General features: G+C 71.9%; 25 protein-coding genes, 1 tRNA gene and 3 pseudogenes. 7 read left to right on the plus strand and 22 right to left on the minus strand.

Going from position 1 to position 20,818, the window contains the following annotated elements; genetic code table 11:
* Positions 1-198 precede the first annotated feature (198 nt).
* From ACIQFX_RS02975 to ACIQFX_RS03005, 7 genes are all read right to left on the minus strand, one after another.
* A complete protein-coding gene (locus ACIQFX_RS02975) occupies positions 199-1,044 on the minus strand; it encodes an RNA polymerase sigma factor SigF (protein WP_402458311.1) in 846 nt (281 codons plus the stop codon).
* A 212-nt stretch (positions 1,045-1,256) separates the two neighbouring features.
* Complete coding sequence (locus tag ACIQFX_RS02980) at positions 1,257-1,550, minus strand: Dabb family protein (protein WP_093875008.1); 294 nt, start codon at positions 1,548-1,550, stop codon at positions 1,257-1,259.
* 9 nt (positions 1,551-1,559) lie between these two features.
* The gene (locus tag ACIQFX_RS02985; RefSeq protein WP_017240520.1) at positions 1,560-1,724 is read right to left on the minus strand and encodes a hypothetical protein; all 165 of its coding nucleotides are present in this window, start codon (positions 1,722-1,724) and stop codon (positions 1,560-1,562) included.
* Between the two features lie 496 nt (positions 1,725-2,220).
* Positions 2,221-2,305, minus strand: a tRNA-Ser gene (locus ACIQFX_RS02990).
* Positions 2,306-2,372: 67 nt separating this feature from the next.
* Entirely contained in the window at positions 2,373-2,801 is a 429-nt protein-coding gene (tadA, locus tag ACIQFX_RS02995) for a tRNA adenosine(34) deaminase TadA (RefSeq protein ID WP_402458575.1), read from the minus strand.
* Positions 2,802-2,944: 143 nt separating this feature from the next.
* Complete coding sequence (locus ACIQFX_RS03000; RefSeq protein ID WP_402458577.1) at positions 2,945-3,481, minus strand: hypothetical protein; 537 nt, start codon at positions 3,479-3,481, stop codon at positions 2,945-2,947.
* 228 nt (positions 3,482-3,709) lie between these two features.
* Positions 3,710-3,919 carry a hypothetical protein gene (locus ACIQFX_RS03005; RefSeq protein WP_402458316.1) on the minus strand — a complete coding sequence of 70 codons (210 nt, stop codon included), beginning with the start codon at positions 3,917-3,919 and terminating at the stop codon, positions 3,710-3,712.
* 92 nt (positions 3,920-4,011) lie between these two features.
* Between ACIQFX_RS03005 and upp the strand changes: the two genes are divergently transcribed.
* Positions 4,012-4,647, plus strand: coding sequence for a uracil phosphoribosyltransferase (upp, locus tag ACIQFX_RS03010; RefSeq protein ID WP_017240523.1), 636 nt, complete (start codon positions 4,012-4,014; stop codon positions 4,645-4,647).
* An 83-nt stretch (positions 4,648-4,730) separates the two neighbouring features.
* Here the strand turns inward: upp and ACIQFX_RS03015 are convergent, their stop codons facing one another.
* Together ACIQFX_RS03015 and ACIQFX_RS03020 are read right to left on the minus strand one after the other, a co-directional pair.
* A complete protein-coding gene (locus ACIQFX_RS03015) occupies positions 4,731-5,360 on the minus strand; it encodes a LytR C-terminal domain-containing protein (RefSeq protein WP_402458320.1) in 630 nt (209 codons plus the stop codon).
* A 117-nt stretch (positions 5,361-5,477) separates the two neighbouring features.
* Positions 5,478-5,774, minus strand: a complete 297-nt coding sequence (locus tag ACIQFX_RS03020) for a type II toxin-antitoxin system VapB family antitoxin (RefSeq protein ID WP_017240525.1) — start codon at positions 5,772-5,774, stop codon at positions 5,478-5,480.
* 97 nt (positions 5,775-5,871) lie between these two features.
* Here ACIQFX_RS03020 and ACIQFX_RS03025 point away from each other — a divergent pair.
* Positions 5,872-7,010 (plus strand): annotated as a pseudogene (locus tag ACIQFX_RS03025) (helicase HerA-like domain-containing protein).
* Between the two features lie 56 nt (positions 7,011-7,066).
* Here the strand turns inward: ACIQFX_RS03025 and ACIQFX_RS03030 are convergent.
* From ACIQFX_RS03030 to ACIQFX_RS03040, 3 genes are all read right to left on the minus strand, one after another.
* Entirely contained in the window at positions 7,067-8,617 is a 1,551-nt protein-coding gene (locus ACIQFX_RS03030) for a M28 family metallopeptidase (RefSeq protein WP_402458323.1), read from the minus strand.
* 371 nt (positions 8,618-8,988) lie between these two features.
* Positions 8,989-9,549: an RBBP9/YdeN family alpha/beta hydrolase gene (locus ACIQFX_RS03035; protein WP_402458325.1), complete on the minus strand. Its 561-nt coding sequence runs from the start codon at positions 9,547-9,549 to the stop codon at positions 8,989-8,991.
* Positions 9,550-9,786: 237 nt separating this feature from the next.
* Positions 9,787-12,075 (minus strand): ATP-binding cassette domain-containing protein, encoded by a 2,289-nt coding sequence (locus ACIQFX_RS03040; protein WP_402458328.1) that lies wholly within the window; start codon positions 12,073-12,075, stop codon positions 9,787-9,789.
* Between the two features lie 109 nt (positions 12,076-12,184).
* On the opposite strand from ACIQFX_RS03040, the gene ACIQFX_RS03045 reads away from it, so the two are divergent.
* Positions 12,185-12,964 (plus strand): TetR/AcrR family transcriptional regulator, encoded by a 780-nt coding sequence (locus tag ACIQFX_RS03045; RefSeq protein ID WP_402458581.1) that lies wholly within the window; start codon positions 12,185-12,187, stop codon positions 12,962-12,964.
* 110 nt (positions 12,965-13,074) lie between these two features.
* Here ACIQFX_RS03045 and ACIQFX_RS03050 read toward each other — a convergent pair whose 3' ends face one another.
* Positions 13,075-13,734 carry a TetR/AcrR family transcriptional regulator gene (locus ACIQFX_RS03050; protein ID WP_402458331.1) on the minus strand — a complete coding sequence of 220 codons (660 nt, stop codon included), beginning with the start codon at positions 13,732-13,734 and terminating at the stop codon, positions 13,075-13,077.
* A gap of 162 nt (positions 13,735-13,896) precedes the next feature.
* Between ACIQFX_RS03050 and wrbA the strand changes: the two genes are divergently transcribed.
* On the plus strand, positions 13,897-14,505 hold the full coding sequence (wrbA, locus tag ACIQFX_RS03055) for an NAD(P)H:quinone oxidoreductase (RefSeq protein WP_402458333.1): 609 nt from the start codon (positions 13,897-13,899) through the stop codon (positions 14,503-14,505).
* 76 nt (positions 14,506-14,581) lie between these two features.
* Here wrbA and ACIQFX_RS03060 read toward each other — a convergent pair whose 3' ends face one another.
* Both ACIQFX_RS03060 and ACIQFX_RS03065 read right to left on the minus strand, forming a co-directional pair.
* The gene (locus ACIQFX_RS03060; RefSeq protein ID WP_402458336.1) at positions 14,582-14,869 is read right to left on the minus strand and encodes a metal-sensitive transcriptional regulator; all 288 of its coding nucleotides are present in this window, start codon (positions 14,867-14,869) and stop codon (positions 14,582-14,584) included.
* Between the two features lie 100 nt (positions 14,870-14,969).
* Positions 14,970-15,386: a YciI family protein gene (locus tag ACIQFX_RS03065; RefSeq protein WP_402458339.1), complete on the minus strand. Its 417-nt coding sequence runs from the start codon at positions 15,384-15,386 to the stop codon at positions 14,970-14,972.
* Between the two features lie 143 nt (positions 15,387-15,529).
* Between ACIQFX_RS03065 and ACIQFX_RS03070 the strand changes: the two genes are divergently transcribed.
* Entirely contained in the window at positions 15,530-16,159 is a 630-nt protein-coding gene (locus ACIQFX_RS03070; protein WP_402458342.1) for a MarC family protein, read from the plus strand.
* 21 nt (positions 16,160-16,180) lie between these two features.
* Here ACIQFX_RS03070 and ACIQFX_RS03075 read toward each other — a convergent pair whose 3' ends face one another.
* On the minus strand, positions 16,181-16,411 hold the full coding sequence (locus ACIQFX_RS03075; RefSeq protein WP_402458600.1) for an alpha/beta fold hydrolase: 231 nt from the start codon (positions 16,409-16,411) through the stop codon (positions 16,181-16,183).
* A 272-nt stretch (positions 16,412-16,683) separates the two neighbouring features.
* Positions 16,684-16,923, minus strand: a pseudogene (locus ACIQFX_RS03080) (hypothetical protein); the annotation flags it as partial.
* Between ACIQFX_RS03080 and ACIQFX_RS03085 the strand changes: the two are divergent.
* Complete coding sequence (locus tag ACIQFX_RS03085; RefSeq protein ID WP_402458344.1) at positions 16,901-17,071, plus strand: hypothetical protein; 171 nt, start codon at positions 16,901-16,903, stop codon at positions 17,069-17,071. The pseudogene ACIQFX_RS03080 and the gene ACIQFX_RS03085 overlap by 23 nt on opposite strands.
* 9 nt (positions 17,072-17,080) lie before the next feature.
* Here ACIQFX_RS03085 and ACIQFX_RS03090 read toward each other — a convergent pair whose 3' ends face one another.
* The 4 genes and pseudogenes from ACIQFX_RS03090 to ACIQFX_RS03105 all read right to left on the minus strand — a co-directional run.
* On the minus strand, positions 17,081-18,139 hold the full coding sequence (locus tag ACIQFX_RS03090) for an aldo/keto reductase (protein ID WP_402458347.1): 1,059 nt from the start codon (positions 18,137-18,139) through the stop codon (positions 17,081-17,083).
* A gap of 9 nt (positions 18,140-18,148) precedes the next feature.
* Entirely contained in the window at positions 18,149-18,946 is a 798-nt protein-coding gene (locus tag ACIQFX_RS03095; protein ID WP_402458584.1) for an alpha/beta fold hydrolase, read from the minus strand.
* 302 nt (positions 18,947-19,248) lie between these two features.
* The gene (locus tag ACIQFX_RS03100) at positions 19,249-19,530 is read right to left on the minus strand and encodes an ArsR/SmtB family transcription factor (RefSeq protein ID WP_402458587.1); all 282 of its coding nucleotides are present in this window, start codon (positions 19,528-19,530) and stop codon (positions 19,249-19,251) included.
* A gap of 31 nt (positions 19,531-19,561) precedes the next feature.
* Positions 19,562-20,230: pseudogene (locus tag ACIQFX_RS03105) on the minus strand (hypothetical protein); the annotation flags it as partial.
* Positions 20,231-20,325: 95 nt separating this feature from the next.
* Here ACIQFX_RS03105 and ACIQFX_RS03110 point away from each other — a divergent pair.
* Entirely contained in the window at positions 20,326-20,580 is a 255-nt protein-coding gene (locus ACIQFX_RS03110) for a hypothetical protein (RefSeq protein WP_402458350.1), read from the plus strand.
* Between the two features lie 15 nt (positions 20,581-20,595).
* Here the strand turns inward: ACIQFX_RS03110 and ACIQFX_RS03115 are convergent, their stop codons facing one another.
* Positions 20,596-20,805, minus strand: a complete 210-nt coding sequence (locus tag ACIQFX_RS03115; RefSeq protein ID WP_402458353.1) for a DUF4287 domain-containing protein — start codon at positions 20,803-20,805, stop codon at positions 20,596-20,598.
* Between the last annotated feature and the right edge of the window lie 13 nt (positions 20,806-20,818).

Here is a 20,818-nt window from a genome sequence, read left to right on the forward strand (position 1 = left end):
CGACCATCTGAGGAACGCAGCTTCCACCTGAATACCGGCGGCGGGGCTGCGGCAAACTCGGTTCCAGCAGAATGTCACATGTCGGCAACGCGCTGTAGTGACTTGTCGACAAGGTGAGGGTGCATATCCGCAGGAAACAAGGGGTGTAAGGCATTTGGGGCAGCGCAGAACTGCTCCGAACCGGTCTACCCGTTCTGGTTACGCCTCGATTCTGTTTGCGGATCTCAAACGCGCGAAGCTCCGGGCGAGGAGCCTTGACACGTGCATCTGGGAGACGCCGAGTTCCTGGCTGATCTGGGACTGCGTCAGATTGCTGTAGTAGCGCAGCATCAGGATCCGCTGCTCCCGCTCGGGCAGTTGGACGAGCAGGTGGCGGACGAGGTCGCGGTGCTCGACGCCGGCCAGGGCGGGGTCCTCGTAACCGAGCCGGTCGAGCAGTCCGGGCAGTCCGTCGCCCTCCTGCGCGGCCTCCAGGGAGGTGGCGTGGTAGGAGCGTCCGGCCTCGATGCAGGCGAGCACCTCGTCCTCGCCGATGCGCAGCCGCTCGGCGATCTCGGCGGTCGTGGGGGAGCGGCCGTGAGCGGTCGTCAGGTCCTCGGTGGCGCCGTTCACCTGGACCCAGAGCTCGTGCAGCCGGCGCGGCACGTGCACGGTCCGGACGTTGTCGCGGAAGTACCGCTTGATCTCGCCGACGACGGTCGGCATGGCGAAGGTGGGGAACTGCACGCCCCGGTCGGGGTCGAAGCGGTCGATGGCGTTGATGAGGCCGATGGTGCCGACCTGGACGACGTCCTCCATCGGCTCGTTGCGGGAGCGGAAGCGGGCCGCCGCGTACCGCACGAGGGGGAGGTTGGCCTCGATGAGGGCCCCGCGCACGCGGTGGTGCTCGGTGGTGCCCGGCTCCAGGTTCTTGAGCTGCCCGAAGAGCACCTGGGTCAGTGCGCGGGTGTCGGCGCCCCGGGTGCTCTGGGGGCGGGGGCGCGGGGTGTCCGCGCCGCCTGCCTCCTGCTGGGGCGGGACTTGAGGCGCTGTACTGGCCGGCACGTTCACGCCACCCCTTTGGCTGGTCCTGCTGGTCGACTGGGTCAGTTACGGTCAACTCATCCGTCAAAAGCGGTCATAGCATCACAAGACATGTCCACTGTGTGCAAGCACCGCATAGGCCCGTGTTGAGGGCATGTTGGCGGAAAAAGGGGAGGTCACGCACGGAAAAGGCCCCCCGCCACGACGGCGGGGGGCCCCTCTACGGGCGAGGACTAGAAGGCGTAGTCCGCGATCACCCAGGTGGCGAACTCGCGCCACTGCGCGACACCGGCCTGGTGCGCGGGGTGGTCCAGGTAGCGCTGGAGCGCGTCGGTGTCCTCGACGGCCGAGTTGATGGCGAAGTCGTACGCGATCGGCCGGTCCGTGATGTTCCAGTCGCACTCCCAGAACCGCAGCTCGGGGATCTGCCCGCCGAGCGCGCGGAACGCCTCTACGCCGGCGACGACGCGCGGCTCGTCGCGGGCGACGCCGTCGTTGAGCTTGAAGAGGACCAGATGGCGGATCACGGAGGGCTCCTAGTTGATGAGTTCGGTCATGAACTCGCCGACACCCTGGGCGGCGCTGGAAATGCCCTCGAACCCTACCTGCACGAGATCGGCGGCCCGGGCCGGGGACGTGACGATCGTGTACAGCACAAAGACCATGACCGCGTACAGCGCGACCTTCTTCGCTTGCACCATTGCCCAGCCCTCCCCTGTTCCCCCGCCGTACGACCGCGCCACTCTAACCGAGCCTTTATGGACCAAGGACCCGGAGATCGAGGCCCTTTGCCACCCCCCGGAAGGGTGACGGGCGAGGAGTATGGATGTCGAGCCCGGAGGATCTGGCAGGAATCCGAAGGGCTCCTGGAACCGGCCCGCACTGCGGGGTCCGCGCCGCGAGCTTCCCCCCCTGAACGCGGCGCAGGACTTGTAGGTCCGGTTCTCATCGGGGGGAACGGCTTGTCCCCCCGATGCCGTTCCCCCCGTCCTACGGAGAAGGCCCCGGCCGCGCGGCGAGCGCGCCCGGGGCCTTTCCCGTACGTGCACCGGGACCTTCTCGTGCGCACCAGGGCCTTTCCCGTACGTGCACCGGGGCCTTTCCCCGCACGCCCGGGCGTTCTCCCCCGCAAGCGCTCAGGCGCCCCCGGACACGCCGAAGGGCCCGGCGCTGATGCGCCGGGCCCTTCGATCGAAGCGGTAGCGGAGGGATTTGAACCCTCGGTGAGTTTCCCCACACTCGCTTTCGAGGCGAGCTCCTTCGGCCGCTCGGACACGCTACCGAGAGAGAGCTTAGCCGAAGTTGGCGCTGCGATGAAATCCGTATCGAAGGCCAGGTCGGAGCGGGGGTCAGCGGTCGCGGAAAAAGGCCGTCAACTGCTCCGCGCACTCCTCGCCCAGCACGCCGTGGATCACCTCGGGGCGGTGGTTGAGGCGCCGGTCCCGCACGAGGTCCCAGAGCGAGCCGGCCGCGCCGGCCTTCTCGTCGACCGCGCCGAACACCACCCGCTCGACCCGGGACTGGACGAGGGCGCCCGCGCACATCACGCACGGCTCCAGGGTCACGACGAGCGTGCACCCCGTCAGACGCCACTCGCCGGTGGCGGCGGCCGCCCGGCGCAGGGCGAGCACCTCGGCGTGCGCGGTGGGGTCACCGGCCGCCTCCCGCTCGTTGTGCGCCCGTGCGAGGACCTCCCCGTCCGGGCCGAGCACGACCGCGCCGACCGGCACGTCACCGGCCGGACCGGCCGCGTCGGCCTCCGCGAGCGCCAGCCGCATGGCGTCCCGCCAGGGGTCCCGTACGGGGTCGGGAACGGCCCCCGGGACGCGGTCGGTCCCGGGGGCGTCGCCCGCGCGGTCGGCCCCGTGGGCGTCCCGTACGGGATCGGTTCCGGGGTTCGGAGCTGGTACCGCTCGTGCCACTAGCGCACGGCCTCCAGCACCTCGGACGCGCCCAGCGCGTCCGCGATCACCGAGAGGGCGTCGCTGTCGAGGGCGCGGAGCTCGCGCTCCGAGAGGCCCAGGTCCGCGAGGACCAGGGCGTCGCCGACGGGAGCGGACGGCACCGCCCCGGCGGCCTCGTCGCCGTCCTCGTCGTCCACGTCGGCCTCGTCGGAGAGCGGCTCCCCGTCCTCCGTGCCGTCCAGGTCCAGGGACGCCAGCTCGTCGAGCTCGGCGTCGAGGTCGTCGCCGAGGATCTCCCGCGTGAGGATCTCCCCGTACGAGGAACGGGCGGCGGCGGCGCCGTCCGAGACGTAGATCCGAGGGTCTTCCTCACCCTCGATCCGTACGATCCCGAACCACGCGTCCTCCTGCTCGATGTAGACGATCACCGTGTCGTCGTCCGAGGCCTCCCGGGCGAGCTCGGCCAGATCCGACAGGGTCTCCACGTCGTCGAGCTCCGTGTCGCTCGCTTCCCACCCGTCTTCGGTGCGCGCGAGCAGTGCGGCGAAGTACACCTGACTCTCTCCCACTGATCAGAGGTGTGACGTTCCGGCGGCGCGCTCCTGGTGCCCCGCCCAATCGGCATCGTGACAGAAACAGGGCGCGCAGGAGAGGTCTTCGGTCCTTGCGTCGTGCATCAGTCTGATGGACACCGCCATCGGGCGGGCGTGCGACCCCGGCGCACACGGGGGGCGCACGGCCGGGCCCGGCCGGTTCTCCGCCGCAGGCGGGCCCCGCGGCCCTCACCAGCGGAAGGTCCGCATGCGCATGGCCTGGCGCATCCGGGCGGCCCGGGCGCGCCGCGGCTGCACGCGTTCGCGCAGCGCCTTGGCCTCGTTGAGTTCGCGGAGGAACTGGGCGCGGCGCCTGCGGCGCTCCGCGTCGGTCTCCGGTACCTGCGTCCGGGCCGCCCTCTTGGCGGATCCGTCGGCCGGTTCTTCCAGGTCGGGCATCGGCCACACCACCCCATCGCTGGGTCCCTGTGCCCCCACCTTCCCCCAGCGGCGTGGGTCGACGCCAGTGCGCGGCGGGCTACTGTTGGGTCATGCGTCTCCACGTCGTCGACCACCCCCTGGTCGCCCACAAGCTCACCACCCTGCGCGACAAGCGCACGGACTCCGCGACCTTCCGCCGTCTCGCCGACGAGCTGGTCACCCTGCTCGCCTACGAGGCCACCAGGGACGTCCGGACCGAGCAGGTCGACATCGAGACCCCCGTCACGCCCACGACCGGCGTGAAGCTGTCGCACCCGCGTCCGCTGGTGGTCCCGATCCTGCGCGCCGGGCTCGGCATGCTCGACGGCATGGTCCGGCTGCTCCCGACCGCCGAGGTCGGCTTCCTCGGCATGATCCGCAACGAGGAGACGCTGGAGGCGTCGACCTACGCCACGCGGATGCCGGAGGACCTCTCCGGCCGCCAGGTGTACGTCCTCGACCCGATGCTGGCGACCGGCGGCACCCTCGTCGCGGCGATCCAGGAACTCATCAAGCGCGGCGCGGACGACGTCACCGCCGTCGTGCTCCTCGCCGCCCCGGAGGGCGTCGAGGTCATGGAGCGCGAGCTCGCCGGCACGCCGGTCACCGTCGTGACGGCCTCGGTCGACGAGCGCCTCAACGAGAACGGCTACATCGTCCCGGGCCTGGGCGACGCGGGCGACCGCATGTACGGCTCCGCCGAGTAGAGGTCGCAGCCGGCTCCGCCGAGTAGAGATCTACAGCCGGCTCCGCCGAGTAGAGGTCGCAGCCGGCTCCGCGGAGTACTTCCTCAGCACTTTCCGGTCGGTACGGGCGCGGGCTTGGTCAGGGCGACCAGGGCCGCGTCCGCCGTCGTTTTCGGGGAGAGCGTCTTGAACGCGGTCCCGATGATCAGGTCGACGTCCGCCGTGCCCCGGGTGTCCGTCTTGGTCGTGGCGCCCGCGAGCTGGGTGCCGAGGACCGGGAAGGCGCCCTTGGTGGCCGCGGGGGCGCCGAGGAGCAGACCGGCGCCCGGGACCTTCTTGTCGTAGGCGGCGGGCGCGTTGCCCACCTTGCCGATCTTGAAGCCGCGTTTCTTGAGCTCGTCGGCGGTCGTCTTGGCGAGGCCGCTGCGCGGGGTCGCGTTGTAGACGTTGACCGTGATCTGCCCGGGCTTGGGGAGGGCGACGGCGGGCGCGGTGGTCGCCTTGGCGACGGGCTTGCAGTCGGCCTGCTTGCCGGCGGTCGTCTTCGTGCCGTCGCCGCCGGAGAAGACGTCGACGAGCTGGAGCGTGCCCCAGCCGGCCGCGCCGAGCACGACCACTGCGGCGGCGGACGCGAGGATGATCCTGCGCCGGCGGTGGGGGCGGCGCATGCGCGGGTAGACGTCCCCCGTGATGCGGTACTTTCCGCCCATTCCGGGGGGAGTGAGCATGCTCATGAACGCAGCGTAGTGCCGCCCGTCGGCGATGCCTACTTGATGATCATGTGATCGCGTCCGGATGGGGTCGAACTGACCCCGAAAGGGTCAGCGGAGAGGGGCCGGTCGGGCTCCGCCTCAGTCCATCTCGAGGACGCGGGCGTGCAGCACCTGGCGCTGCTGGAGCGCCGCGCGCACGGCGCGGTGCAGCCCGTCTTCCAGATAGAGGTCGCCGCGCCACTTCACGACGTGCGCGAAGAGGTCGCCGTAGAACGTGGAGTCCTCGGCGAGCAGCGTCTCCAGGTCCAGCTGGCCCTTGGTGGTGACCAGCTGGTCGAGGCGGACCGGGCGCGGGGCGACGTCCGCCCACTGCCGGGTGCTTTCCCGGCCGTGGTCGGGATACGGCTTTCCGTTACCGATGCGCTTGAAGATCACACGGAAAGCCTACCGGGCGAGCGGCTTCCGGCGCAGCCACGCGCGAGCAGTGGGATGCTGCTGCAAACCATGACAAAACCGAAATCGGGGTCCCGTCATGAGCGTCAGCGAGCAGCCGCCGCCCGCCGAAGCAGCCGGGTCCGCCCCGGCGGCCCCGGACCCGTCGACACCCGCGCAGGCCCCGGCGGCACAGGCCCCGTACCCGGCGACAGGGGCCCCGGACCCCGTGGCGGGGCCCGCCGCCGAGATCGCCGCCGGGTACGCCTTCGACGGCGCGGCACTCGATCTGGGGGCACTCCTCTGGGACGGCACATGTCACCCGGACGCGCCGATCCGCATCCCGCTGCCGGTCCTCAACCGCCACGGTCTCGTCGCCGGCGCCACGGGCACCGGCAAGACGAAGACGCTCCAGCTGATCGCCGAGCAGCTGTCCGCGCACGGGGTGCCGGTCTTCCTCGCCGACGTCAAGGGCGACGTCGCCGGGGTCTCCGCCCCCGGCGAGGACGGCGAGAGGGTCAGGCGGCGCGCGGCCGAGGTCGGCCAGGAGTGGCGGGCGACCGGCTTCCCCTGCGAGTTCTACGGCCTCGGGGGCGTCGGCCCCGGCATCCCGGTGCGCGCCACGGTGACCGGCTTCGGGCCCGTACTGCTCTCCAAGGTCCTCCGGCTCAACCGGACGCAGGAGCAGTCGCTCGGCCTGATCTTCCACTACGCCGACTCCAAGGGCCTCGAACTGGTCGACCTCAAGGACCTGCGGGCGGTGGTCACCGTACTGAGCGAGAAGGGGGCCCCGACGCCGGTGGCGGCGACACGGCTGCGGGCGCCGGAGTCGCTGATGGGCCCGGTCGACGCGGCGGCGCTGGACGCGGCGGTGAAGGGTTCGCCGCTGTACGGGCGGTACGCGGAGGCGGTGGACCGTGCGTCGGCGTACGAGAGGCTGACGGCCGAGCAGCGGGCGGCGGAGGCGGCGGCGGAGGCGGCGGCCGCCGAGGAGGCGGAGAAGGCCGAGAAGAAGGCCGAGAAGGATGCCGAGAAGGAGGCCGAGAAGGAGGCCGAGAAGAAGGCCGAGAAGGAGGCCGCGAAGGCCGGAGCGAGGGCCCCCGACAGAAGGAGGAGCCCTCGCTGGCCGAACAGGTGGTGGGCAGCGGGATCTTCACGCCCCTGGCCCGGTCGATCGGCACCCAGCTGGGCCGGGAGATCAGCCGTTCGATCTTCGGGACGGCCCGCCGCCGGCGGTGACGCCCGGCGGCGGGATGCAGGGCGGTGACCGCCCTGTCGTGACTGCCCGGTGGTGACTAGGCGGTGGCCTCGTCGTGGTCGTCGTGCAGGCCGCCGCCGCTGCCCGAGCCGGTGGTCGGCACGGAGTCGACCGGCTTGCGCAGCGAGGAGATGTCGTGGGCGTAGGTGCCGACGGCGTTGGCGATGACCTTGATGTTGGCGTCGAAGGCCGTCATGTTGACGTTCTTCAGGTCGTCGCCCTTGGCGTGGTAGTTCACGTCGTACGCGACGCCCGCCGTGCCGCCGAACAGGGCGGCCTGGGCCGGGGTCTTGATGCCCTCGGCGCCGGTGAAGGTGCCGCCGGAGGGGATGCCGACCTCGATGAACGGGCCGTAGTCGGAGCGGCCGCTGAAGTCGGTGCCCTCGTGCGGGAGACCGCGCTTGTCCATGAAGTCGGTGATGTCGCGCTCCAGCTGCGCGGAGCCCTCGGGGCCGGCACCGGCGCCGACGCCGTCCGAGTTGTCGCCGTCGTAGACGAACAGGCCGTAGTTCGGCGAGGCGATCATGTCGAAGTTGAGGTAGAGCTTGATCTCGCCCTTGTCGAGCGCCGTGAGGGTGTTCACGTAGTGCTCGGAGCCGAGGAGGCCGTTCTCCTCCGCGGACCACCAGGCGAAGCGGACCTTGTTGCGGACCTTGTCCTTCGACTTGGCGAGCTCCAGGGCGGTCTGGAGGAGGCCGGCGGAGCCGGAGCCGTTGTCGTTGATGCCGGGGCCGGCGGTGACGGAGTCGAGGTGCGAGCCGAGCATCACGGTGTTGGCGGCGTTGCCGCCGCGGGTCTCCGCGATGACGTTGTTGGTGGAGCGGAGCTCGCTGAGCTGGCGGATCTCCAGCGAGAGCGAGACCGGGCCGTTCGCCAGGTCGGCGGCGAGCGCGGCGCCCTCGGCCTGGGTGAGGCCGCCGGTCGGGATCTTCCCCGCGGCCGGGTCACCGAGGGTGCCGGACAGGGCGCCCTCGGTGTTGTTGTAGATGACGGCCGCGGCGGCTCCGGCCGCGGCGGCGTTCTGCTGCTTGGCGGCGAAGGTGCAGCCGCCGCGCTTGATCAGCGCGATCTTCCCGGTGAAGGTGCCGGAGGCGAAGTCGCCGGGCTCGCAGCCCGTGGTGCCGTCGGCGTCGACGGGGACGGCCGCGAGGGCCGCGGTGATGCCGCCGACCGGGGTGGACTTGGTGTACGTCATCGCCTTGATGTCGAGCGCGCGGGGCGCGGGGGCGACGACGGAGGCCTTCTCGGCGAGCGTCTGCGTGTACTGGAACTCGAACTTCTGGTAGCGGACGTCGTATCCGGCCTTCTTCAGCTGCGCGTACACGTACGCGGCCGAGGCGTCGTGGCCGAGGGAGCCGGCCGCGCGGTGACCGTCGGCCGAGTCGGCTATCGCCTGGAACTTCTGCAGGTGCTTGTAGGCGTCCTGTGCGGTGGTTTCGCGGACCAGCTTCTTCGCCAGCTTGGCGGCATCGCGGGCGGGTGCGGCCGTGGGGTCCTGCCCCGCGGTGGCGGGGGAGGCGAGGACCAGCGGTGTGGCGAGTGCGGCGGCGGCCAGGATGGCCGCGGCACGGCGCTGGGTTGCGTTCACAGAAGTCCTTCCCGTTACGGACGAGGTTGAGGGGAAGTTAGCGATATCGAGGGCATTCTGTGAACAGGTTCTGCGTAATTCCTTTCTGCTTGAACAGGATTGCCATCTGGAATTATCAATTCCCTGACGTTTTGCCCTCCTTGACGGCTTTCGCCGCCTTCGCCTCCTGCTGGTGCGCCCGCACCTTCGTCGGCGACTACGGTCCCGTGACGTCCGCCGCCGAGCGGGGGCCGCCCGAGCAGCGCGTCCGGGTCCGGCCGCCGGGCCGGGTGGATGTCGGGCGGCTTCGGCACGGCACTCATGTCCCGATCATCGGCCCGGAGCCGCCCGCCCGCCCGGTGGGTTCACCCCTTCGAACGCGGGAAGCGGGCTTACCGGCCCTTGACGCGCACGTCCGGGTCCTCGCACCACTCCAGGAGCGAGCCCCAGTCCCCGTACCCCGCGTCGAGGTCGAGGTGCTCGCCGCCCGGCACGAGGTCCGTGTCGAGGCCGAGCGGGGTGCCGTAGTGCACGTCGGCGCCCTCGGGGCAGTACGGGTCCCCTTCGCCGTACACGAGACGGGCCGCGAGGCCCCGCTCCGCCAGGTCGAGGCCGTCGGCGAAGGCGGCGATGGCCGGGATCGAGGCGGTCACCCGTGGTGAGGGCGGGGCGACCAGGAGCACCCGGTCGGCATCGGGCCGCCGCTCGCCCGCCCGCAGCCAGAGCAGGACCGACAGGCTGTGCGCGAGGACGACGAACTCGCCGTCGGCCGGACGCCGCCCGTGCTCCTCCAGGGCCGCGAGCCAGTCCGCCAGGACGGGTGCGTCCGGCTCGGGCAGCTGCGGGTAGCGGACCTCGTGGCCGCGTTCCCGGAGCCGGTCGGCGAGCCAGTGCTGCCAGTGGCCGGGCGGACGGTGGTTCTGGAAGCCGTGGAGGATCAGATACGTGGTCACGGCACGATCCTGCGTCCGGCGCCCGCCCCCGTCCACCGCCGTCCACGGAGCGGTCGGCCGGGGACGGGCGGTCCGGGGCGGCGGGCGGCACTTGAGAGCGGCCCCAGGCGGGGCGGCCGGGGGCGGGGCCGGCCGGCCCCCGGCGTACTCCCGCAGGTGGCGGGCGGCCGGCCGCCGGCGTACTCCCGCAGGTGGCGGGCGGCCGGCCGCCGGCGTACTCCCGCAGGTGGCGGGCGGTCAGCCGCCGACGTACTCCCGCAGGTGGCGGGCGGTCAGGGTGTCCCCCTTCTCGACCAGCTGCGCGGGGGTGCCCTCGAAGACGACGCTGCCGCCGTCGTGACCGGCGCCGGGGCCGAGGTCGACGAGCCAGTCGGCGTGGGCCATCACGGCCTGGTGGTGCTCGATGACGACGACCGTGTTGCCGGCGTCGACGAGCCGGTCGAGGAGCGCGAGGAGCTGGTCGACGTCGGCGAGGTGGAGGCCGGTGGTGGGCTCGTCGAGCACGTAGACCGCGCCCTTCTCGGCCATGTGGATGGCGAGCTTGAGCCGCTGGCGTTCGCCGCCGGAGAGGGTGTTGAGGGGCTGGCCGAGGCGGAGGTAGCCGAGGCCGACGTCCTTGAGGCGGCCGAGGATGGTGCGGGCCTGGCCCTTCGCCGTGAAGAAGTCGTACGCCTCCTCGATCGACAGGGACAGCACCTCGTGGATGTTCTTCCCGTCGAGCCGGTACGTGAGGACCTCGGGCGTGAACCGCTTGCCCTCGCACTTCTCGCAGACGGAGGCCACACCGGCCGCGATGGCCAGGTCGGTGTAGATCAGTCCGAGGCCGTTGCAGTTCCCGCAGGCGCCCTCCGAGTTGGCGCTGAACAGCGCGGCCTTGACGCCGTTGGCCTTGGCGAAGGCCGTGCGGATCGGGCCGAGGAGCCCCGTGTACGTCGCCGGGTTCGAGCGGCGCGAGCCGCGGATCGGGGACTGGTCGGCGACGACCACGCCCTCCCGGCCCGGCAGGTTGCCGTGGATCAGCGAGGACTTGCCGGAGCCCGCCACGCCGGTGACCACGGTCAGCACCCCGGTCGGGATCTCGACGCTCACGTCCTTGAGGTTGTGCTGGGTGGCCCCGGTGATCGCGAGGGCGCCGGTCCGGGTCCGCACCTCCTCGCGGAGCTTCGCCCGGTGCGAGAGGTGGTCGCCGGTGAGGGTGCCGGAGCGGCGCAGGCCCGGCACGTTCCCGCTGTAGCAGATCTCGCCGCCCGCGGTCCCGGCCCGCGGCCCGAGGTCCACGACGTGGTCGGCGATCTCGATGACCTCGGGCTTGTGCTCGACGACGAGGACGGTGTTGCCCTTGTCGCGCAGGCGGAGCAGCAGGTCGTTCATGCGCCGGATGTCGTGCGGGTGCAGTCCGGTGGTCGGCTCGTCGAAGACGTACGTGACGTCGGTGAGCGGCGAGCCGAGGTGGCGGACCATCTTCACCCGCTGGGCCTCGCCGCCGGACAGCGTGCCGGACGCCCGGTCGAGGCTCAGGTAGCCCAGTCCGATCTCCACGAGCGAGTCGAGCAGCTCGCGCAGGCCCGCGAGGAGCGGCGCGACGGAGGGGTCCTCGATCCGGCGGACGAACGCGGCGAGGTCGCTGATCTGCATCGCCGAGCACTCGGCGATGTTCACCCCGTCGATGCGGGAGGACAGCGCGGCCCGGGTGAGCCGGGCCCCCTCGCACTCGGGGCAGGTGCGGAAGACGACCGCGCGGTCGACGAAGGCCCGGATGTGCGCCTGCAGGGCGTCCCGGTCCTTGGCGAGGAAGAGCCGCTGGACCTTCGGCACCAGGCCCTCGTAGGTGAAGGTGTTGCTGCCGACCTTCACCTTGCAGGTCGGCTTGTGGAGGAAGGCCTCCCACTCCTCCTCGGTGAAGTCCGCGAGCTTCTTGTCGGCGGGGTAGAAGCCGGACTCGGCCATGATCCGCCAGTACCAGGAGTCCACGGCGAAGTTGGGGACGGTGATCGCGCCCTCGGCGAGGCTCTTCCCGCGGTCCACGAGCTCGTCGACGTCGATGTCCGAGACCTCGCCGGCGCCCTCGCAGCGCGGGCACATGCCCTCGGGGAGGTTGAAGCTGAACGCCCCGGACGTGCCGACGTGCGGGGTGCCGAGGCGGCTGAAGACGATCCTCAGCATCGTGTACGCGTCGGTGGCCGTGCCCACCGTGGAGCGGGAGTTGGCGCCCATCCGCTCCTGGTCGACGACGATCGCCGCGCTCAGGTTGTGCAGGCCGTCCACGTCCGGGCGGGCCAGGGACGGCATGAACGACTGGAGGAAGGCGCTGTACGTCTCGTTGATCAGGCGCTGCGACTCGGCGGCGATGGTGCCGAAGACGAGCGAGGACTTCCCGGAGCCGGACACCCCGGTGAAGACGGTGAGGCGCCGCTTGGGCAGGTCGACGTCGACGTTCTTGAGGTTGTTCTCGCGGGCCCCGCGGACCTGGATGACGTGGTGGCCGTCCGCCGCTGCGGTTTCGTTCGTTCCGACGGGGTGGTTCATGTGTGCGCCCTCCGTGGTCGTCCCAAGCTCGAACGGACAGGGTACTCTATACAGCGTACAAAGTTACGGTGCAGTACGTCTGACCTGCGATAATGAGGGTATGAGTGCCATGGCGACCGCCGGCGGGAAGAACAGCAGCGGGGCAGGCGACCCGGCCCGCACCCTGGAGCTGCTCTGGCGCGCCGAGGCCCCCGCCCCCGCGGCGCGGCGCGGCCCCCGCCAGGGCCTCACCGTCGACGCGGTCGTCGACGCCGCCCTCGACCTCGCCGACGGCGGAGGCCTCGACGCCCTCACCATGCGGGCCGTCGCCCAGCGCCTCGGCGTCACCCCCATGACCCTCTACACGTACGTCCCCGGCAAGAGCGAACTCCTCGACCTCATGCTGGACACCGTCTTCCTGCGCATGGACCGCCCGCCGTTCGGCCCCGCCGAACCCTGGCGCGCCCGCGTCACCGCCGTCGCCGACGCGAACCGCGCCCTGCACCTCCGCCACCCCTGGCTGGTCGACCTGCGCATCGTCCGCGCCCCGCTCGGCCCCGGCGTCATGGCCAAGTACGAGTACGAACTCGGCGCCTTCGAAGGGCTCGGCCTCGACGACGTGGCCCGCGACTCGGCCCTCACCTTCGTCCTGGGCTCCGTACAGTCCGGCGCACGGGCCGAACTCGACGCGCGGGCCGTGGAACGCGAGAGCGCCCTGTCCGACGGCGAGTGGTGGGACGCCCACGAGCCCCTCCTCGCCCGCGTCTTCGACGCCCGGCGCTTCCCCCTCGCCAGCCGCGTCGGCGAAGCCGCCGCCCTCGCCTACGGCGGCCTCTACGACCCGGAACACGCCTACGCCTTCGCCCTCGCCCGCGTCCTGGACGGATTGGCGGCCTTGGGTACGGACTGAGCGCGGGGCGGGGCCTGAGAGGCGAGGTACGGCCCGGAGCCGGGGCTCGCGGCCGACCCGCGCGTCGCGTCAGCCCCGCAGGTCAGCCCTGCAGAGCCGTCCCCGCAGGGTCAGCCCCGCAGGGTCAGCAGCGCCCGTGCCCCCGCCTTGAGGCGGTCGCCCGAGAGGTCCTGCTCGACCGTCAGGTGGTGCATGACGTCCGGGGAGAAGGCCGCGAGCAGCAGGTGCGCGAGGAGCGCGCTGTCGGAGCCGGGCCTGAGCTGCCCGATGAGCAGGGTCACGTGCGTGTGCATCACCCGGTAGGCGCCGCTGTGGTAGCGGGCGCGGGGCGCCGCGGAGTGCGCTGCGAGCAGCAGTTCGCGCTGTTCGCCGACCCGGTCGACGAGCGCGTCGAGGAAGGCGTCGAGCCGCTCGGCGGCCGGGGCGCCGGGGCCCAGCGGCGGAGGCCCGCTCATGTACGCCTCCTGGAACTGGCGCTCCCGGTCGTCGAGGAGGGCCCACAGGAGCTGGGAGACGTCGCCGAAGCGGCGGTAGACGGTGCCGACGCCGATGCCGCTGGCGTGGGCGACCTGGTTCATGGTGACGGCGTCGGGGCCCTGCTCGGCGACGATCCGGGCGGCGGCGTCGAGGATCTTGCGCCGGTTGCGGGCGGCGTCGGCGCGCTCGGGGGCGGGCGTGTCGACGGTGGGGAGCAGCCCGGGACCGGACAGGGGCGTGATCTCGGGCCCCGCTGCCGCCCCGGCTCCGGCCTGCGGTTTCTCCGTGCTCATCTGTCGACTCCCGCTCTTTCTTTCCGCTCGCCCGTGTTCCCCCTAGGTCGCTGCTCGTTGTTGAGCATACCCGCCCCCCTTGCGAACCGGATAGCAATCCGCTTAACTCGGGGACATCGAAGCGGAAAGCAATCCACTTTCTTGGATCGAGGAGAGTCCGCCATGTCCGTCAAGGTCGCCGTCATCTACTACTCGGCCACCGGCTCCGTCCACCGGCTGGCCCAGGCCGTCGCCGAAGGAGCCGAGAAGGCCGGCGCCGAGGTGCGCCTGCGCCGCGTGCCCGAGCTCGCCCCCGACGCCGCCATCGACTCGAACCCGGCCTGGCGCGCCCACGTCGACGCCACCGGCGACGTGGAGGTCGCCACCCTGGACGACCTGGAGTGGGCGGACGCGTACGCCTTCGGCTCCCCGACCCGCTTCGGCAACGTCTCCGCGCAGCTGAAGCAGTACATCGACACCTCGGGCGGGCTCTGGCAGCAGGGCGTCATGGCCGACAAGCCCGCGACCGCCTTCACCAGCGCGCACAACGTCCACGGCGGCAACGAGTCCACGCTCCTCGCCCTTTACAACACCTTCCACCACTGGGGCTCGGTCATCGTCTCGCCCGGCTTCACCGACCCGGCCGTCTACGCCGCCGGCGGCAACCCCTACGGCACCGCCCATCCCGGCGCCCACGGCACCCCCTCGGAGGACGTCCTCCACGCCGCCCGCTACCAGGGCACCCGCCTCACCCGCTTCGCCAAGCGCCTGAAGGGCCTCGCGGACGACTGACCGCACCCGCCACGACGAAGAGCACCCACGGGGCCCTCCCCGGGGGTGCTCTTCGTCGCTCCGTCCCGCCTCCCGGCTACGCCAGCGACAGGAACAGCTTCTCCAGCCTCGCCCGCATCGCGTGCGGGTCCTCCCCGTCCTTGCGCCCGCTCTCGATGTCGGTCAGGCACTGCTGCAGCCCGGTCGCGATGATCGCGAACCCGGCCCGGTCGAGCGCCCGCGACGCCGCCGCCAGCTGCGTCACGACCTCCTCGCAGTCGCGCCCCTCCTCGATCATCCGGATCACGCCCGAGATCTGCCCCTGCGCTCGGCGCAGCCGGTTCAGCACGGCCTTCAGCTCGGCGCCCGCGAGATCGAGTTCCACAGCGACTCCTCCACAGATACCCCACGGGGTAATTTACTCCCCGGCACGGGGTTCCGTCGAAGACCAAGGATGACACCACCCCGCCCCCACCCCTCCCGGGTCAGTCCAGGGTCGGGACCGTCTCGTCGATGGGGCGGATGACGACGGGGTGGTCGGGGGAGCCGGGAGGGACGGGGCAGCGGGCGACCTGGGCGGCGATCTCGGTGACGCGGTCGAGGGTGGGGCAGTCGAGGATCCAGTAGCCGGCGAGGACCTCCTTGGTCTCGGCGTAGGGGCCGTCGGTGACGACGGGGTCGCCGTTGGCGTCGACGGTGACGAAGCGGGTCGTGGAGGGGGCGGCGAGACCCTGGGCGTCGAGCATCTCGCCGGTGGAGGTCAGCTCCTCGTTGATCGCGTTCATGTGGTCGAACATGGCCTGGAGCTGCGCCTTGTCCCAGGCGGGGCTGCCGGCCGAGCCGCGGCCCGCCATGCCCTCGTAGTCGGCCTGCGACCCCTGGACCATCACCAGGTACTTCATGACGTCCTCCTCGTCGGCGTGTACGTCCGTCCCGCTGGGACGTGTTCTCGCAGGAGAGTCGTAGCCGGGCGCCGGTTCTCGACACCGCGCGGGCATCAGCCCGAAAAACGGGAGAAATCACCCGACCGCTTCATGATTCCCGTGTGAACGCATTCACCTTCTCCGCGGCCTTCATCGCCTTCTTCTCGGTCGTCGGCCCGCCCAAGGTCGTCCTCGCCTTCGCCGGCCTCGCCCAGGTCCACCCCGTCCGCCAGCTGCGCAGCATCGCCCTCATCTCCTCGGGCGCCGCCGTCCTCGTCGGCGTGGTCACCGGCATCACGGCCCCCTGGATCCTGAACCTCTTCCACATCAGCGAGCCCGCCCTCCAGCTCGCCGGCGGCGCCATCTTCTTCCTCTACGCCGTCGGGCTCGTCCTCGGCATGCACCTCGGCTCCGACGGCCCCCACCAGGACGCCCCCGACCTGGTCAGCGGCGTGCGCGAGCTGCTCATGCCGTACGTGGTGAGCCCGCTGGCCATGACCGCCGTACTGATCGAGGCGGCGGCCCGCGACTCCTTCAGCTGGCGTTCGACGGTCGTCGGCGCGTACGTGGCCGTCATCGCCCTCGACCTGATCTGCGTCCTGCTCCTCACCCACGTCCTGCGCCGCACCCACCACGCCACCATCGAGCTCCTCGGCCGCCTCCTGGGCCTCCTCCTCGCCGCCGTCGGCGTCGACCTCGTCCTCGACGGCCTCTACGACCTCGGCGTCACGGGCATCGAAGTCCGCCACTGACCACTGCGCCGACGGCCGGCTTCACGGGGCGGGCACGGTCGCGGCGGAGTCCAGGAACTCCGTCACCGTCGCCACGAACTCGTCCTCCTTCTCGAACAGCACGACGTGACCGGCGTCGATCTCCGCGTACCTGCCGCCGACGATCGCCGCGTGCGGCCCACGGCTGTTCTCCACCGGGACGGTCGCGTCCCGCGTCGCGCCCACGACCAGCGTCTTCCCGGTGATCCGGGGCAGCAGCGCGCGGATGTCCACCCCCCCAGGTCGAGCGCCACGTGCCGCAGGGTGCCCGGCGTGGGCGGCATGTTCGGGACGAGCTCCTCGACGCCCTCGCGGCCGATCATGTTGAGGAAGTCGCGGCTGAACCCCGTCATCGTCACGCTCCGCCCGAACCCCGCCGGGTCGAACGCGCCGAGGCGCTGCCACAGCGTGAACAGGTTCCGCGTGCACTCGTCGCCGTCGGTGTACGCCCAACCCGCCACCAGCACGAGCCGGTTGACCGGATCCGGGCGCAGCGCCGCGACCGCCGCCGACACCGGCGCCCCCATCGAGAAGCCGAGCAGGTCCACCGGACCCGTACCCGCGTCCTCGATCACCCCGATCACCTGCGCCGCCAGCGTCTCGACCGTCAGCGTCTCGACCGCCAGCGTCTCGACCGCCAGCGTCTCGACCGTCAGCGCGCCGCCGGCGAGGAGTTCGCCGAGCTGGGCCCTCCACGAGGTCGCCGTCCGCCGGCACAGCCGGATGCGCGTCGTCCATCCGGTCATCGGTCCGGTGGACCTCGACAGCCAGGTGCTCCTGGCGCCCGAGGGCGAACAGCGCCTCGTCCTCCACACCCCGCCGCCGGGCACGGACGCGGGGGAGCGCCTGGCCCTGCTGAGGGTGGTGGGTGCGGAGCAGTTCACGGCCCCGTAGGGCCGTCGGTCAGCCGGCGGCCCGCTCCTCCAACGGCCGCCTACGCAGCGAGGGCCGGGTGAGTACGGGCGAACGCCAGGCACCGTCGGGGTGGTAGAGGTTCGTGCCGGGCGGCACGATCGCGTCGATCCGGTCGAGGACCTCGTCGGTGAGGAGGACGGGCGCGCCCTTGAGCAGGCCCTCCAGCTGGTCCATCGTCCGCGGCCCGATGATGACGGAGGTGACCGCCGGGTGCGCGGCCACGAAGGCGAGGGCGAGTTCGGGCAGGCTGCAGCCGATCTCGTCGGCGAGGGCGACGAACTCCTCGACGGCGTCGAGCTTGGCGGCGTTGACGGGCAGGGAGGGGTCGAAGCGGTGCGGGGTGAGCGCCGGCCGCCCGCTGGTGAGGTCGATGGGGGCGCCCTTCCGGTACCGGCCGGTGAGGAAGCCGGAGGCGAGCGGGCTCCAGGTCAGGACGCCCATCCCGTACCGCTGGGCCACCGGCAGCACGGACGTCTCGACCCCGCGCGCGAGCAGCGAGTACGGCGGCTGCTCGGAGCGGAACCGGCGCAGCCCGCGCCGCTCGGCGACGGCGTGCGCCTCGACGATCTCCTCGGCCGGGAAGGTGGAGCAGCCGAACGCCCGGATCTTCCCCTGGCTGACGAGGTCGCCCAGGACGTCGAGGGTCTCCTCGATGTCCGTGCTGTGGTCGGGCCGGTGCACCTGGTAGAGGTCGATCCACTCGGTGCCGAGCCGCTTGAGGCTGTTCTCGACGGCGAGCGTGATCCAACGCCGTGACGAGCCGCCCTTGTTGGGCCCCTCGCCGCCCATCGGGAAGTACACCTTGGTGGCGAGGACCGTCTCCTCCCGCCGCCGGGGATCGCGCAGCGCCTTGCCGACGATCTCCTCGGACTCGCCCGCCGAGTACATGTCGGCGGTGTCCACGAAGTTGATGCCCTGGTCCAGGGCCGCATGGATGATCCGTACGGACTCCTGGTGATCCGGATTCCCCACCGCACCGAACATCATGGTGCCGAGGCAGTACGTGCTGACGTCGATCCCGGTCCCGCCGAGTACCCGATAGCGCATGCGCGCACTCTAGGAACTGGAGTGCACTCCAAGGCAAGGGGGAACTTCGGCCGACGAACCGCCCCCCGCCCCACCCTCCTCCCGCAGGAAGCCGACGACCAGCCGGTGCAGCACGTCGACCCGCTCCAGGTGTACGTCGTGCCCGGTGCCCGGCACGCTCGCGCCGTACAGCCCGGGCCGGATGCGCACCATCTCCGCGTACTCCTCGCCGCCGATGATCCCGCCCTGCGCCCCCTCCCCGAGGACCGCGAGCGCGGGGCAGGCGACGGCCGCCCACTCGCCCCAGAACGCGCCGGCGGCGTTGTCGTCGAGGGACCGCACCATGAACTCGGGGTCGAAGCGCGGCCACAGCCCGCCGTCACGCTCCTCCAGCCCGCTCGCCCACCCTTCCCCCACGGCTTCCTTCCCGCCGCCCAGGTACGCGACGGCCGCCTCCCGCGAGGCGAACGGCACCGGCCACGACCGCAGCCACGCCCCGATCCCCTCCTGCGTACCCGGGTCCGACGCGCCCGGCCCCGCCTCGACGAGGACGAGCGCCCGCGACAGCCCGGGATGGGCGGCCGCCGTCAGGAACGCGGTGTGCCCACCGAGCGACTGGCCGACCAACACGGGCCGCTCAAGACCGAGTTCGCCGACGACCGCGACGACATCGGCGACGTACGCGGCCCGCGAGGCGTCCCCGGGACGCCGCTCGCTCGCCCCGTGCCCCCGCTGATCGAGGGCGACGACCCGGTACCCGGCCTCCCGCAACAGGCGCGCACCGGCGTCCCACTCGCCCGCATGCCCGGCGAGCCCGTGCAGCATCAGCACATCGGGCCCGGACCCTCCCCAGTCACGGCACACCAGCCGCACCCCGCCCCGCACCACGACCCGCTCGGACCAGGAACCGGAACCGGACGGCGAAGAGGGTCCGGCCAGAGAAGAGGAATCGGAACGCAAAGGCGCACCGGACGGCGATGACGAACCGGGCTGCGCAGACGCACCGGACGGCGAAGGCGAACCGGGCTGCGCAGACGCACCGGACGGCGAAGGCGAACCGGGCTGCGCAGACGCACCGGACGGCGAAGGCGAACCGGGCTGCGAGGAAGAGGCCATCCCGGCATCTTCCCCTACGGGTTGAGGAGTTGGTCGGCGACGGCGGTACGGGCGTACAGCACGGAACGCCCGCTGCGGTGGGCGGTGACCAGGCCGGCGTTCCGCAGGGCGATGAGGTGCTGGGACACGCCCGCGGCGGAGAGACCGCGGTGGGTGGCGAGCTGGGTCGTCGAGCTCGGTGAGCAGCAGGGTCCGCGAGCGCCCGAGGACGGCGGCGACGGCGTCCGTGGCGTCGGTGGTACGGGGTGCCCAGACGGTTCCGATGCCCCGCGCGGGGTAGGCGAGTTGGGGCGGATCGGGGTGGACGGACCGGGTGAGGACCCGGGGCCAGGCGAAGACGGACGGGATGAGCAGCAGCCCGGAGCCGGCCTGGTCGCGGGTGAGCGAGCAGTGGCGGCGTACCAGTCGCAGCGTGCCGTCGTCCCACCGCACCGTCTCGTGCAGCTCGCTCAGCACCCGCGCCGAACCGTGCTCGGCGACCTGCCGGGCCCGATGGAAGACGTCGGCCTCCAGGACCTTCTGGATCCGGGCCCAGTAGGGGGCGAGGGCGATCTCCCCGTACGACTCGATCTCGTCGGCGACCTTGCCCAACGCGTCCTCGGGCACCTCCCGGAGCAGCCGCGTCCGGGGGTTCCCGCGCGGGTCGCTCACCTCGCGCGCCAGCACGTCGAGGTCGTGGCGGACCTGGCCGGCCGGAGTGCGGCGGATCGCGTCGAGCTCGGACTCCAGGGTGGGGAAGGGGCCGGCGGGGGTCGGGGTGAGGAAGTCGGCCAGGTAGCCGTGGCCGGGGACGAGCGCGTCGAGCCACCCGCGGTCGAGGCCCGCCCGCGCGATCCGCGGCCGGACCTGGGCGACCCACCGCCGGTGCGGGGCGGTGTCGGGCTGCCGGACGAGGATGCGGAAACTGGTGACGACCTCCCCATGGGGGAGACGGCGAAGCGGGTCTGCGCGAGGTCGGCGGCGGAGAAACTGAGCCCGGATTCCATACGTCCACATCCCCGAACTCACACGGCCCCCCCGGCCGTCCCGAATGGATTCGGCTCCAGCTCAATCATTGGAGGCGCCCGGGATCCGAGGCGCAGCCTCCTCCCATGCCCTCCTCCTTCCGCGGCCTCCCGCCCGTCGTCTGGACGCTCTTCGCCGGCACGATCATCAACCGCCTCGGCTACCTCGTCACCCCGTTCCTGGTCTTCTTCCTCGCCTCGCGCGGAGTGACCGGCACCGACACCTCGTACGTCCTCGGCGCGGACAACCTCCTCGGCCCGGCCGTCGTCGCCGGCATGGCCGCCACCCTCGCCCTCACTTCCCGCGTCACCCGCCGCACCACCCACACCCTGGCCGCGTGACGAGCCCCCGCCCCGCTACTTCCCCTCGGCCAACGTGTGGGCCACCAGCGCGTTCGCGTGCCCGTGGCCCATACCGTGCTCCGCCTTCAACCACGTCACCAACTCCATGTGCTTCTCCAGCGGCGACGTCCTGATCAGCTCCTTCCACTCCTCGATCGGCCTCCCGTACTTCTTCTCGATCGACGGAAAGTAGCTCGCAGGCCCCTTCACGACGTTCTCGGCCACGACGCTCTCCTCA

Source organism: Streptomyces sp. NPDC093089 (assembly GCF_044754405.1).
GTDB lineage: Bacteria > Actinomycetota > Actinomycetes > Streptomycetales > Streptomycetaceae > Streptomyces.

Coding starts and splice junctions, on each gene's coding strand:
- ACIQFX_RS02985 (WP_017240520.1), bottom strand. CDS start 1,724: ATGGTGCAAGCGAAGAAGGTCGCGCTGTACGCGGTCATGGTCTTTGTG.
- tadA (WP_402458575.1), bottom strand. CDS start 2,801: ATGCGGCTGGCGCTCGCGGAGGCCGACGCGGCCGGTCCGGCCGGTGAC.
- ACIQFX_RS03005 (WP_402458316.1), bottom strand. CDS start 3,919: ATGCCCGACCTGGAAGAACCGGCCGACGGATCCGCCAAGAGGGCGGCC.
- upp (WP_017240523.1), top strand. CDS start 4,012: ATGCGTCTCCACGTCGTCGACCACCCCCTGGTCGCCCACAAGCTCACC.
- ACIQFX_RS03015 (WP_402458320.1), bottom strand. CDS start 5,360: ATGAGCATGCTCACTCCCCCCGGAATGGGCGGAAAGTACCGCATCACG.
- ACIQFX_RS03040 (WP_402458328.1), bottom strand. CDS start 12,075: ATGAACCACCCCGTCGGAACGAACGAAACCGCAGCGGCGGACGGCCAC.
- ACIQFX_RS03045 (WP_402458581.1), top strand. CDS start 12,185: ATGGCGACCGCCGGCGGGAAGAACAGCAGCGGGGCAGGCGACCCGGCC.
- ACIQFX_RS03050 (WP_402458331.1), bottom strand. CDS start 13,734: ATGAGCACGGAGAAACCGCAGGCCGGAGCCGGGGCGGCAGCGGGGCCC.
- wrbA (WP_402458333.1), top strand. CDS start 13,897: ATGTCCGTCAAGGTCGCCGTCATCTACTACTCGGCCACCGGCTCCGTC.
- ACIQFX_RS03065 (WP_402458339.1), bottom strand. CDS start 15,386: ATGAAGTACCTGGTGATGGTCCAGGGGTCGCAGGCCGACTACGAGGGC.
- ACIQFX_RS03085 (WP_402458344.1), top strand. CDS start 16,901: ATGCGCGTCGTCCATCCGGTCATCGGTCCGGTGGACCTCGACAGCCAG.
- ACIQFX_RS03090 (WP_402458347.1), bottom strand. CDS start 18,139: ATGCGCTATCGGGTACTCGGCGGGACCGGGATCGACGTCAGCACGTAC.
- ACIQFX_RS03110 (WP_402458350.1), top strand. CDS start 20,326: ATGCCCTCCTCCTTCCGCGGCCTCCCGCCCGTCGTCTGGACGCTCTTC.